12 protein-coding genes are annotated in these 12150 nt (G+C 62.5%); 8 read left to right on the forward strand and 4 right to left on the reverse strand.

All coding sequences use genetic code 11. From position 1 onward, the window contains the following. Position 1 precedes the first annotated feature (1 nt). The 3 genes from JAO77_RS01085 (at position 2) to JAO77_RS01095 (ending at position 2987) form a co-directional block, all read left to right on the forward strand. Entirely contained in the window at positions 2-1021 is a 1020-nt protein-coding gene (locus JAO77_RS01085) for a glycoside hydrolase family 43 protein (protein ID WP_198988427.1), read from the forward strand. A 327-nt stretch (positions 1022-1348) separates the two neighbouring features. Then, on the forward strand, positions 1349-2449 hold the full coding sequence (locus JAO77_RS01090; protein ID WP_198988428.1) for a glycoside hydrolase 5 family protein: 1101 nt from the start codon (positions 1349-1351) through the stop codon (positions 2447-2449). Positions 2450-2714: 265 nt separating this feature from the next. After that, positions 2715-2987, forward strand: a complete 273-nt coding sequence (locus JAO77_RS01095; RefSeq protein WP_198988429.1) for a hypothetical protein — start codon at positions 2715-2717, stop codon at positions 2985-2987. Positions 2988-3082: 95 nt separating this feature from the next. On the opposite strand, the gene JAO77_RS01100 is transcribed toward JAO77_RS01095, so the two are convergent. Continuing rightward, positions 3083-4102: a Gfo/Idh/MocA family protein gene (locus tag JAO77_RS01100; protein WP_198988430.1), complete on the reverse strand. Its 1020-nt coding sequence runs from the start codon at positions 4100-4102 to the stop codon at positions 3083-3085. Between the two features lie 196 nt (positions 4103-4298). Here JAO77_RS01100 and JAO77_RS01105 point away from each other — a divergent pair, with 196 nt between their 5' ends. Next, the gene (locus JAO77_RS01105) at positions 4299-5069 is read left to right on the forward strand and encodes a LytR/AlgR family response regulator transcription factor (RefSeq protein ID WP_198988431.1); all 771 of its coding nucleotides are present in this window, start codon (positions 4299-4301) and stop codon (positions 5067-5069) included. 186 nt (positions 5070-5255) lie between these two features. On the opposite strand, the gene JAO77_RS01110 is transcribed toward JAO77_RS01105, so the two are convergent. Next, entirely contained in the window at positions 5256-7655 is a 2400-nt protein-coding gene (locus tag JAO77_RS01110) for a hybrid sensor histidine kinase/response regulator (RefSeq protein WP_198988432.1), read from the reverse strand. 315 nt (positions 7656-7970) lie between these two features. Here JAO77_RS01110 and JAO77_RS01115 point away from each other — a divergent pair, with 315 nt between their 5' ends. Together JAO77_RS01115 and JAO77_RS01120 are read left to right on the forward strand one after the other, a co-directional pair. After that, positions 7971-8351 carry a hypothetical protein gene (locus JAO77_RS01115; RefSeq protein WP_198988433.1) on the forward strand — a complete coding sequence of 127 codons (381 nt, stop codon included), beginning with the start codon at positions 7971-7973 and terminating at the stop codon, positions 8349-8351. Positions 8352-8481: 130 nt separating this feature from the next. After that, positions 8482-8862 carry a hypothetical protein gene (locus JAO77_RS01120; protein WP_198988434.1) on the forward strand — a complete coding sequence of 127 codons (381 nt, stop codon included), beginning with the start codon at positions 8482-8484 and terminating at the stop codon, positions 8860-8862. Between the two features lie 83 nt (positions 8863-8945). On the opposite strand, the gene JAO77_RS01125 is transcribed toward JAO77_RS01120, so the two are convergent. Continuing rightward, the gene (locus JAO77_RS01125) at positions 8946-9497 is read right to left on the reverse strand and encodes a 2'-5' RNA ligase family protein (protein ID WP_198988435.1); all 552 of its coding nucleotides are present in this window, start codon (positions 9495-9497) and stop codon (positions 8946-8948) included. Between the two features lie 193 nt (positions 9498-9690). Between JAO77_RS01125 and JAO77_RS01130 the strand changes: the two genes are divergently transcribed. Further along, positions 9691-11058, forward strand: coding sequence for a sigma-54-dependent transcriptional regulator (locus JAO77_RS01130; RefSeq protein WP_198988436.1), 1368 nt, complete (start codon positions 9691-9693; stop codon positions 11056-11058). 135 nt (positions 11059-11193) lie between these two features. On the opposite strand, the gene JAO77_RS01135 is transcribed toward JAO77_RS01130, so the two are convergent. Beyond that, positions 11194-11517, reverse strand: a complete 324-nt coding sequence (locus JAO77_RS01135) for a hypothetical protein (RefSeq protein ID WP_198988437.1) — start codon at positions 11515-11517, stop codon at positions 11194-11196. A 524-nt stretch (positions 11518-12041) separates the two neighbouring features. Here JAO77_RS01135 and kdpF point away from each other — a divergent pair. Then, positions 12042-12119: a K(+)-transporting ATPase subunit F gene (gene kdpF, locus JAO77_RS24460; protein ID WP_144851687.1), complete on the forward strand. Its 78-nt coding sequence runs from the start codon at positions 12042-12044 to the stop codon at positions 12117-12119. Positions 12120-12150 lie beyond the last annotated feature (31 nt).

A 12150-nucleotide genomic window follows, 5' to 3' on the forward strand; every position in this document is an offset into this window, starting at 1 on the left:
CATGGTTTATTGGAAAGCTTTGTTTGTGAGTGCCTTGCTCGGCAGCACCCTAGGGGCAGCTGCGCAGGCACCCGCCGCCCGCACCTTCACCAATCCGCTAAAGGCGCACGGCCCTGACCCCTGGATAATTCGCCACGGCGGGCAGTATTATTACACCAACACGATGGGCCAGAACATCACACTCTGGAAGTCGCCCACCCTGGAAGGGGTGCAGGCCACCGCCGGCACCGTCGTATGGACGCCGCCCACCGCTGGCCCCAACTCTACCCAGATTTGGGCGCCTGAGCTGCACTTCCTAGGTGGCAAGTGGTACCTCTACTACACCGCCACCGACCGGGCCAAGGCGGGCGATAGCTCGCGCTACGTGTTTGTGCTGGAGAACACCAGCGCTGACCCCACCACCGGCATCTGGGTCGATAAAGGACGCGTAAATACCAAGTATTCAGGCCTCGATGGCACGGTGTTCGAGCACGGCAAGCGGCGCTTCTTCGTGTATTCGGCCTACGTGGGGCCGCAGAGCGTGTTGGCCATCGCGCCCATGACGAACCCTTGGACCATTGAGGCGGCCAAGGAAACCACCATCGCTGCGCCTACCCTGGATTGGGAAAAAGGCGGCGGCCGCCAAATCTTGGAAGGCCCTGAGTTTTTAGCTGGTAAGAAGGGTCAGCTGTACCTAGTATACTCGGCCAGCGCCTGCTGGGACGATAACTACTCCCTAGGTATGCTCACAGCCCAGCCTGGCGCCGACCCGCTGCGGGCCGCCTCGTGGGTAAAGTCGTCGCAGCCCGTTTTCCACCCCTCGGCCGAAACCGGCGTGTGGGGCACCGGTCACAACGGCTTCACGACCTCGCCCGACGGCCGCGAAAACTGGCTTATCTACCACGCCAAGGCCGCGGCCGATGGCAAGTGCGAAGGCCGTAGCTCACGCGCCCAGCGCTTTACCTGGCGCCCCGATGGCTCCCCCGATTTTGGCGTGCCGGCCGCATTGGCCACCCCGCAAGCAGTACCCTCAGGCGAGTAGCTGTTATGCGCTGGCTTATGCTGGCTGTGCTGGCGCGAGTTTAGCGCAGCGTAACTCGTGCCTTACTATGACGTGGAGTTTTCAACTCCACTGCCGCGCCAGCGGCAATAATGTGGCTGCATACTATTTAGCGTGCAGCTACTTAGAAAATATTAATTGCCACCTAGGCGCGAGCTTGCCGCTAGCGCGGCAGTAGAGGCACAGCATCCACGTCATAGTAAGGCACGAGTTACGCTGCGCTAAACTCGCGCCAGCATGTCAGTAAAGCTGACGCCAGCCTAACAGCATTAATTAGAGTAACACTTTACCTTTTCTCTCCACCCCCGCATGAAGAAGTTTTCATGGTTGCTGATGGGTTTGGCGCTGCTCGGCGCGCCAGTTGCCCAGGCCCAAAAAGTAAAAACCAAGGTGAAAGGCAGCGCCGCTCTGCCCGGCCAATCGACCCGCTGGCCCGCCGCCAAAGCCAACGCCTGGTACCAAGCTCGTCCCTGGATGACGGGTGCTAACTTCACGCCTAGCACCGCCATCAACCAGCTCGAAATGTGGCAGGCCAACACCTTCGACGCGCCTACCATCGACAAGGAGCTGGGCTGGGCTGAGGGTATTGGCTTCAATACCATGCGCGTGTTTTTGCACAGCCTAGCTTATAAAGAAGACCCCGCTGGCTTTAAGAAGCGCGTGAACGACTACCTAGCTATTGCCGACAAGCATCACATCGGCACCATCTTCGTGTTCTTCGACGACTGCTGGAACAAGGACCCGAAAGCTGGCACACAGCCGGCGCCCAAAACTGGCATTCACAACTCGGGCTGGGCCCAGGACCCCGGCGACCCTGCCTCGCGCGACTCGGCCACGTTTGTGCAGCTGCGGCCCTACGTAACGGACGTGCTCACCAGCTTTGCCCACGATAAGCGTATCGTGCTTTGGGACTTATATAACGAGCCGGGCAACAATGGCAAAGGCAATACCTCGCTGCCGCTGCTACGCAACGTCTTTACCTGGGCCGAGGCCGTGCGCCCCGACCAGCCCCTGAGCTCGGGCCTCTGGAACTGGGACCTGAAGGAGCTGAACACCTTCCAGGCGCTGCACTCCGACGTGATTACTTACCACAACTACGACGAGGCCCCCGCTCATCAGCGCGTGATTGACTTGCTGGAAACCCACGGTCGGCCGCTCATCTGCACCGAATACATGGCCCGGCCCCGCAACTCGCGCTTCGTCAATATTCTGCCCTTGCTGAAGAAAAGCCACGTGGCCGCCATCAACTGGGGTCTTGTGGATGGCAAGACCAACACCAAGTATGCCTGGGACACGCCCCTGGCCGATGGCAGCGAGCCCACCGAGTGGTTTCACGAAGTTTTCCGCAAGGATGGCACGCCCTACCACCAAGACGAGACCGACCTGATAAAGAAATTGACCACCAAATAAGCCCCACCACCGGCGCGGTGCCCGGCCGCGGCCCTAGGTTCGGTCGGGACACTTGGCGTCTTCATCGAGGCTTTAAGAAGGGTAAATCAGATAATATGTTGGCTGATAATATTTTAGCGAAAAAGGCTTAAAAGCTTGGTTGGGGTGAGTGGCACAGCGCTTGTCTTAGGAAAGGCAGACGCGTCTATCGTTTTTTCCACTTCAGCGCTACCCGGTTTGCCGGCGCGCTGCCACCTTCCTCCAACCACTTTCTGAGCTTAATCCCATGAAAACTGCCCTGCTTTCGTTCGCCACCGCCCTTACCCTGTTTGTGACCACCGCCGCTTCGGCCGCACCCTTCGACCACGACCGCGACCTGCGCCGGATGTCGCCCCGCGAACGTGCTCGCTACGAGCAAGCCCAGCGCGACCGGGCTCGCTTCGAACAAGCCCAACGCCAGCGCGAGCGCCAACAGGCCATTGAGCGGGCTCGCTGGGAAGCCCAGCACCGCCGCGACCGGCACGATGACCGCGACTACCGCGATTATCGCCGCCACTAAGTAGCACCCTACGCGCCGCCTAGGTGCCCACAGCCCCGAGTTTCAGTCGAAGCTCGGGGCTGTTTGCGTAGCTGGCTATCTGGAAGTCGCTGATGCTACGATTGCTGCGTCTTCTCTACCGCATTATTAACGGATTCGCCGGGGTAGCGCAGCCCAATTTGGGCGCGCACGGTGTCGAGCAGCTGCATCAGCTCTAGGCTGAAACCTAGGGGCAGCAGCGGGCTTTCGAGCAGGCCCTGGGCCAGGCACTCTTGCACGTGCGTGGCTTCGTAGTGGTAGCCTAGGCCCTGTTTTTCGCACGGAATTTCGCGGGGCTGGTCTTCGTCGTGCAGCTGCACGAGCAGGCCGTGGGGCGCGTGAAAGCGACCTAGGAGCTGCAAGTGGCCCTTGGTGCCGTAGAGCACGCAACGGTTTTCGGTGCTGGCCGCGATGGTCGAAAACAGCGTGGCGGTGGCTCCGCTGGCGTAGGCTAGCGCCATGGCGCAGTTTTGGTCTACGCCGGTGCTGGTGGGCGTGGCCACGGCGCGCACCTCGGCCGGCTGCCCCAGAAATAGCTTGCTGATAAAGAGCGGGTACACGCCAACATCCAGCAGCGAGCCGCCGGCCAGCGCGGGGTTGAAGAGCCGGCCCTCGGGCTTAAACTCGGTCTTGAAGCCAAAGTCGGCCACCAGGTGCTTGACCTCACCGATGGTGCCGGCCTGCACCAGCTCTAGCGCCTTATAGATGGCCGGGAAGAAGCGCGTCCAGAAGGCTTCCATCAAGAATACCCCGTGCTCGTGGGCGGTGGTTATTACTTCCTGCGCCTGCGCCGCATTCTGGGTAAAGGCTTTTTCGCAGAGCACCGGCAGGCCTGCCCGCAAACACAGCAGGGCGTGCGCGTGGTGCTCCGAGTGCGGCGTGGCAATGTACACGGCGTCGATATCGGGCACTTGCAGCAGCGCTTCGTAGCTGCCCACGGCGTGGGGTGCGCCGTAGGTGGCGGCAAAGTCCTGGGCCTTGGCCAGGGTGCGCGAGGCTACGGCGTGCAGCTTGGCGTTGGGCACGAAGGCGAGTTCTTGAGCAAACTTGTGGGCAATATGGCCCGGGCCCAGAATGGCCCAGTTGTAGGTGCGCATGGCTACGTAGCAAGGAGGGTAGGAGAGAGCCGCAAGGTAGGGCTGACCAGCCGCGCCAGCTTCAAAAACCGCCGCCTAGGGCCAGCCCCGTTGCGGCGAGCGGGGCTATCTTTGAAGCTACGCGAGGCAAGGCAGCGTGCTGGCGCGCTGCGGTTCAGCCGCCCGCTGCTTGCCTGGCTGCTCCCGCCCTGCCGCCATGAACCAGCCCGCTGCTTTGCTCGCCTGCGTCATCATCGACGACAACGAGATTAATCGTTTTACTCTGGAGCGCGCCGTGCAGCGCCACGACCAGCTCACGCTGGCTGCTTCGTTTCCGGATGCCGTGGAGGCGCTGGCGTATTTCCATGCCGGCCACCCGGCCGATGTGCTGCTGCTCGACATTGAGATGCCCCACATCAGTGGCCTAGAGCTGGTAAAGCTGCTGCCCGAGCCTAAGCCGGCCGTGGTTTTGGTGACTACTCACGCCTCTTTCGCGGTCGATGCCTTTGAGCTGCGGGTGCTCGACTACCTCGTGAAGCCGGTGAACTACGCGCGCTTTTGCCAGGCCATCGCCCGCGTGATGGAGCTGCAGCCTGCGCCGGCCCCCGCCCCGGCGCCGCCCGCTCCCGTAGCGCCCGTGGCATCAGTGGCGGTGCCCAGCGACATCTCGGCGTCGGGCACCGATATGTTTGTGAAAACCGGTGGCAAGCTGCTGCGCATCAATTTCGAAGACGTGCTCTACATCGAGGCGCTGTCGACCTACGTGCTGCTCGTCACCGACAAGCAAAAGCACATTGTGGGCGGCACCCTCAAAAACATGGAAGAGCGGCTGCCGTTCCGCCACTTTGTGCGCGTGCACCGCTCCTACATCGTCAATCTGCACCGCGTCGAGGCGCTGGAAGACAACATGCTCAAGCTCGGCCAGCACGAAGTGCCCGTGAGCCGCGCCTACCAAGACGAGCTGGTTCAGCGCCTGCAGGCGCTGTAAGGCAGTAGTCCTAGGGCTCGCTGGCCGTGAGACCCCACCCCCGGCCCCTCCCCTCCGGGAGAGGGGAGCCTAGCGCTAACTGATATTAGCGAACGTGACCAGTCGTCAGGCTCCCCTCTCCCGGAGGGGAGGGGCTGGGGGTGGGGTCTTCGCGCCTAGGTAACGTGCATTACTATTAAAATTACGCTACGCCTCCGGTGCCGCAGGCAACGCCTCGGGTAGGGCGGTGAGCACGCGCGTGAGCTGGCGCACCAGCTGCTGCACAGCATCTTCGCGGGCTTTGTCGGGCTGGGCGCCGGAAGCGGGCGGTTCTAGCAGTAGCTGCAGGGGCGCCGCAATGCCCGCGATGCCAAACTGCAGTAGGTTGGGCTTGATGTGGTGCACCAGCTTGGCCACCTGCGCCCACTGGCCAGCGGCGGCGGCGGCCTGCGCCTGCTGCAGCACCGGCGGCACGTGCAGCAAAAACGACCGCACCACGCGCTCCACAAACGCTTCTTCGCCGTCGGCCAGCTCGTGCACCTGCCCTAGGTCGTAGAGGGGCGCGGCGGGGGCCTGCACCAAGGCCACCAGCTTGCGATAAAATTCGTCTTCCTTGAACGGCTTGGTGAGGCAGTCGTTGATGCCCGCCTTGAGGTAGCGGTCGAGGTCGGCCCGGAAGGCGTTGGCGGTGAGGGCCAGCACGGGCACTTGCGCCCGCTCGGGGTCGGGGTGCAGGCGCAGCTGGCGGGTGGCCTCCACGCCGCTCATGCCGGGCATCTGAATGTCCATCAGCACCGCGTCGTAGGGGCGCTCGGCGTGCAGGGCCAGGGCCGCGGGGCCGTCGGCGGCCTCGTCTACCTCCACGCCCCAGCCGTGCAGTACCCGGCGCACTACCTCGCGGTTGATGCCGTTGTCTTCGGCCACCAGTACCCGGCGGCCGCGTAGCGCGCCCGTGTCGAGCGGGGCCGGCCTAGGGGTGGTTTCGACGCCCTGTGCCTGCGGCAAGGTCACGCTGAACTGAAACGTGCTGCCGCTGCCGGGCTGGCTGTCTACGGCAATGGTGCCGCCCATCTGCTCGACCAGTGCCCGCGCAATGCCCAGGCCCAGGCCGGTGCCGCCAAAGCGCCGGGCCGTGTCGGTATCGGCCTGCACAAAGTCCTCAAAAATCAGCTCCAGCTTATCAGGCGCAATGCCCATGCCCGTATCGGTAACGCGGAAGCTGGCCGTGACGTGGGTTTCGGTTTGGCCCAGCACGTAGGCGCCCACCGCAATGCTGCCCGGCGCCGCCGTGAACTTGATGGCGTTAGACACTAGGTTGAGCAGCACCTGGTTAAGCCGGTAGGCGTCGCCTATTACCCTAGGTAGTGGCTCGGGTTGCAGCAGCAGGGCCATGTGAAAGGCCAAGCCTTTTTCTGCAGCCTGCACGGCCAGCGGCTGCAGGGCCTCCTCTACCGACTCGCGCAAATCGAACGACACCTGCTCCATTTCGAGCCGGGCGGCGCTGATTTTGGTCATATCCAGCACCTCGTTCAGCACCGACAGCAGGTGCTCGCCCGAGGCCTGAATAATGCGGAGTAGCTCGCGCTGGTCGGGCCCTAGGTCGGTTTTGGTGAGCTGGCGGGCCATGCCCAGCACCCCGTTCATGGGCGTGCGGATTTCGTGGCTAAGGTTGGCCAGAAACGACTCTTTGGCCCGCGCCGAGGCTTCGGCCCGCTCTTTGCCGCGCCGCAGCTCGGCCTCAGCCTGCACGCGCTCGGTGAGGTCGAGGGCGCAGAGCAGCACGTAGGGCGCGTGCCCCGGCTGGTCGACGCGGTGGGCGCGGTAGAGCAGCTGCCGGGGCTGCCCGTCGCGCGGTAGCACGGCCCACTGCCCGGCGGCCTGCGGCGCATCTGAGGCGAGCTGCGCCAGGTAGGCCGGCCACGCCGGGGGTGGGTCGGCGCCGGGCAGCACTTCGCTAAGGCGGCAGCCGGCTAGGTGCTGGGCCGGCCACTGCAAGAGCTGGGCAAAAGCCTGGTTGCAGGCCAGCAGCACGCCCTGCATATCGTGCATGGCCGTGGGCAGCGGAAACGTGTCGAGTAACTGCGCTTGCAGGGCTTCGGCCAGCGAGCTGACCCCTAGGGCCGGCGTGCCGGGGGGCGGGGCCGCCGTAGCCAGCCGGTAGCTGAATAGCTCGGAACGCGCCGCCCCGCTGGGCGCGGGCAGCAGCAGGTAGTCCTGGGCCAGCACGCGGCCATCGCGCAGGGGCACGGCCGCGCCCAGCACGGGCACCTGGGCGGCGCGCTGCGCCCGCAGCAGCTGCATAAACTCGGTGGGGTGCGCGGCCAGGTGCTGCAGGCGGGCAAACAGCGCATTGGCCGGCTGGCCCACCCAAAACTCGGGCTCTTCGAGGCTGCCCAGCAGCTGGCACAGCGCCTCATTAGTACGCATGATAGTGCCGGTGGGGCCCACTAGCAGGCGGCCCGGCTCGGCCTGCTCTAGCACCTCGGCTAGGCGGCGCTCGGCGGCCGTGGCGCGCGCGGTGGCGTCGTGCAGGGCGCGCTCTAGCTCCGCAATGCGGCCGGCGGCATCGGGAGGAGCGGCAGAGGAAGAAGCGGCGTCGAACGGCATCGGAAAGGAGCAAGGGCGCCGGGCGTGCCTGCCGCAACCAGAACGCAGACTGCCTGCCTAGGGCAGGTAGGCAAGCGCCGACCGCCCAAGCGCCGATTCACTCGCTGTAAAAATACGTCCGCTCGCACCAAAAAAGACCCCAACCAGCAGAAACCCCAGCGGCTGCTCCTAAGCCTGCCCTAACATTGTATCATCAAACGGGGCGGTCAAATAGCCCTGGCCGCTTAATCAACTAGCGCTAGCATTATTATAGAATTATACTATTAGCTATCAAAAGGTTAATCTAATTAATTCTCACCTTTCTTCCGCAACACAATGGCTTATTCTATCAACTCGCCTGCTGGCAAAACCGTCCAAGAAATCATCGACTCGCTGCCTTCGCTGATGGCCGTAGCCGTAGTCGACATTCAGTCGGGCATGGCCCTGGCCTCGCACTCCAACGTGGCCAGCCTCAACCCCGAAACCGCCGCTGCCTACAACACCGAAGTGGTGAAGCAGAAGCTCAAGGCCATGAGCGCCCTCAAGCTGCAGAACGAGAAAATTGAGGATATCCTGATGACGCTCAGCAGCCAGATGCACCTCATCAAGCTCTCCGACGACGGCAAGAAGTTTATCTACCTCGTGGCCAGCTCCCGCGATACCAACCTCGCCATTGCCCGCGACGTGATGCGCCAGGGCGCCGAGCTGCTCAACTAACCGACCTAGGGTGTTATCTAGCTTATACTATATTGTTTTTCAATAAGTAATCAAATTATAAATTAAGTTTTTACTACCAGTGGACTTTTGACGAAGGCCGCTTTCCTTCAGCTTTTTACCTTTCACAATTATGGCTTACAACGTTTCTCTTCCCGCCGGCCAAGCCGTCCAAAACATCCTCAACGACCTGCCCGGCCTGCTTGCCGTAGCCGTCGTAGACATCAGCTCGGGCATGGCCCTGGCCTCGCACTCCAACGTAGCCAGCCTCAACCCTGAGACGGCCGCTGCTTACAACACCGAAGTGGTGAAGCAGAAATTCAAGGCCATGAGCGCTCTCAAGCTCACGGGCGAAACGATTGAGGACATCCTCATCACCCTCAGCAACCAGCTGCACCTCATCAAGCTGGTGGGCGATGGCAAGAAGTTTATCTACCTCGCTGTGAGCTCGCGTGACACCAACCTCGCCATTGCCCGCGAAGTAGTGCGTGCCCAAACCGACCTGCTCAAGTAAGGTCTGGCTTCGCGCCAACTTGATTATGACAACGCGCTTCTCCACTGCGGGGAAGCGCGTTGTTGCGTTTAGGTACCAAGCAGCTACCTAGGGCTGCTATCACCTAGCGCAATAGTGGGTCGGGGCTGCCACTGCTGCCCATCGTGCCGAAATAGCGTGAGCCCACTCACGGCAAACGTGGCCGCGTAGGGGCGCCCGGCAAATAGCTGGCGCAGCTCGGGCACCTGTGCGGGGGGCAGGTCGCGGGTGGCCAGCGTGAGGTGGGGCGTGAAAGGGCGGCTTTCGAGGGGCACAAGCGGCAGGTGCTCGGTGCACCACCGGCTCAAACGCGCATGAAAGGCTTTGATTGCCTCGGCCGCCGCTACATGCACAAACAGCGTGCGGTTGCCAAACCACGCGAAGCCATCTAGCGCCACATCGAAGGGCGACTCCGTAGTGGCAAACTCGGTGAGCGACGCTAGGCAGTCGGCCTCGAACGTGCCAGGCGCGCGGAAGGGTGGCAGCAGCGTAATGTGCGGCGGCAGGCGCACGGCATTGCGGCTGCCGGTGAGTTGGTGCACCTCTTGTTTTAGGGCCCAGGTCTCGGCAAAAACAGGCTCGGGGGGCAGCACGGCCACTAAGTAAAGCGGAAGCATGGGGCAGGGGAGAAGGCGTAACGGGATAAGCTGTACGCAAAAATTGACGACTCGCATGCTGCTCACTGGCCTGATGCCGGGAGGAAGTGCGAGCTTTGTGGTTGCTAGGTGGTAGCCCACCGCCCGCGCCGTGTGGGTGCGGCTACGCCGCTGGCCTGCGCCCTAGGTCGCGTTGCCCAATCTTTTTTTAGCCATGCCCGAAGGCACCATACTCGTCATCGACGACGAAGAATTTTTGCGCCAAGCTGTGGCGCGCACCCTGGAGCTGGAAGGCTACACCGTGCTGCAAGCCGCCAACGCCTACCACGGCCTGGCGGCGCTGCGCGAGCACGCGGCCGAGGTGCTGGTGGTGCTCAGCGATGTGAAGCTGCCCGATGGCCGCGGCCTCGACCTGCTGCCCCGCTACAAAGCCTTGGCCCCGCTGGCTGAAGTGATATTACTGACCGCCTACGGCACCATCGCCGACAGTGTGCAGGCCATGAAAAACGGCGCCTTCGACTACCTCACTAAGAGCGATGCCGACGAGCAGCTGGTGGTGATAGTGGACCGCGCCGCCGACAAAGCTCGCCTGCAACGCCGCGTAGCCGACCTAGAGCAGAAAGTGGGTGCGCAATACAGCTTCGACGCCATGGTGGGCCACGCGCCCGCCCTGGAGCAAGCCAAGAAAATAGCCCGCCAAGTAGCGCCCACTGATGCTACCGTGCTGCTCGAAGGCCCCACCGGCGCCGGCAAGGAGCTGTTTGCCCAAGCCATTCACCAAGCCAGCGGGCGCAAAAACAAGCCCTTCGTGGCCCTCAATTGCAGCGCCTACCCCAAGGATTTGCTCGAATCGGAGCTGTTTGGCTATAAGAAAGGCGCCTTCACGGGGGCCAATGTGGACAAGAAAGGCATGTTTGAGGAAGCCAACGGCGGCACGCTCTTTCTGGATGAAATCGGCGAACTCGAAGGCAACGCCCAGGCTAAGCTGCTGCGCGCTCTCGAAAGCCAGGAGTTTGTGAAGCTCGGCGACAGCCGCCCCACCCGCGTGAACGTGCGCCTGCTGGCCGCCACCAACCGCAATCTCAAGCAGGAAGCGGCCGAAGGCCACTTTCGCCCCGACTTATACTACCGCCTCTCGGTGGTGGTGCTGCCGGTGCCGCCGCTCAGCGCCCGCCGCGCCGACGTGCCCGCTTTGGTGCAGTACTTCGCCCAGTACTTTGCGGCCAAGCTGCGGCAGCGGCCGCTGCAAGTGAGCCCCGAAGCCATGCAAGCCTTAGAGCGCTACGGCTGGCCGGGTAATATTCGGGAGCTGAAAAACGTGGTGGAGCGCGCCGCCATTCTCACGCCGCCCGGCCAGCCCCTGGCCCTCGACGAGCTGCCGCTGGAAGTGCAGCTGGCCGCCGCGCCCGGCCCGGCCTCCGACGACGCCCTCGACGCCGACCCGCGCTCTTTGCGCAATGCCGAGCGCCAGCACGTACAGCGCATCTTGCTGGAGTGCGGCGGCAATAAGGCCGAGGCCGCCCGCGTGCTCGGCGTGGCGCACACCACCCTCTACCGCAAGATTCAGGAGTACGGGCTGTAGACTTAAATAGAAAAGCCAACAACGTCTGTCCTGCTGAGCTTGCGAAGCATCTTCTCACGTTTGGAATAGTCTAGCGTGAGAAGATGCTTCGCGAGCTCAGCAGGACAGACGTTGTTGGTGGTTTTTAAATGTGTTTTATTGGGGCTCTAGGTCGCTGGCAAGTTCGCCGTGGGTGGCCCATAGCGTGTAGGCCGCTACCGATAGCTCTTCGGCCAGGAAGTTGCGCATCGAGTAGCCCCGCAATTCGAGGCAGAAGCGTAGAAAGTCGGGCTCGGCCCGGCTGGTGGCAAAGCCTTCGTGCAACACGTGCGCGCGGCGGGTGTCCGGCAGCGTGGCCAGCCAGTCGTATAGGTCGGTGGCGGTTAGCTCTAGGTGGTTGGCCTGGGCGTAGTAGGCTTTGGTGGCCCGCGTAATCTCGGTGAGCAAGTCGGGCATGGTACGGGAAAGGATACGGAACATGCCACCTCTCTGTTGCCAACACGGGGCCAGCCCGGTCAAAAAGCCCTTTAGAGCGTCCTAGGGCACTAATTGACGTTGGCTACTCCTAGCATTTTGCACGAGGCCCTAGCAGTTTGCTAGGGCCTCGCGGCGTTTAGGGCCATTGCGTTGGGCGAGGGTTGTGGTGGGGTAGGGGGCTTTGCTTGGCTCAAGCAGGCTAGCATTTTGAAAAAGGCACTAGCAAAACGCTACAATGAGGTGGCCCGGTGCCGAGCAAGGCAAGACGTGGTGAAAATTTATTGTCGCTTTCTATCAATTAGTTGTGAGAATAAAGCAGGCGCTAGCCGGGCTTGGGGCCGCTCCTTGCCAGCAGTAGGCCAACCAGGTTTTACTACCCTTTTAACACCTCCTACCTATGAGCGCTGCCCTGCTGATTCCGCTCCTCACTGCTACCGGCGTGGCCGGCTTCTGGCTCTTCTACCGCTCGGTCGATTTTTTCGACCGCATCTGATTTTCTCGCCTTCTATTTCTACCGCTGCGCCATGATGCTTGCCCTGTTGCTGCTCTCGCTGGCCACGTTTGGCTACCTCTGCTACGTGCTGCTCAAACCCGAGGAATTTTAACTGTGCTGGCGGCCCTAGGTCGCCGCTCCCG

This window comes from Hymenobacter sp. BT559 (genome assembly GCF_016427535.1).
Lineage (GTDB): Bacteria > Bacteroidota > Bacteroidia > Cytophagales > Hymenobacteraceae > Hymenobacter.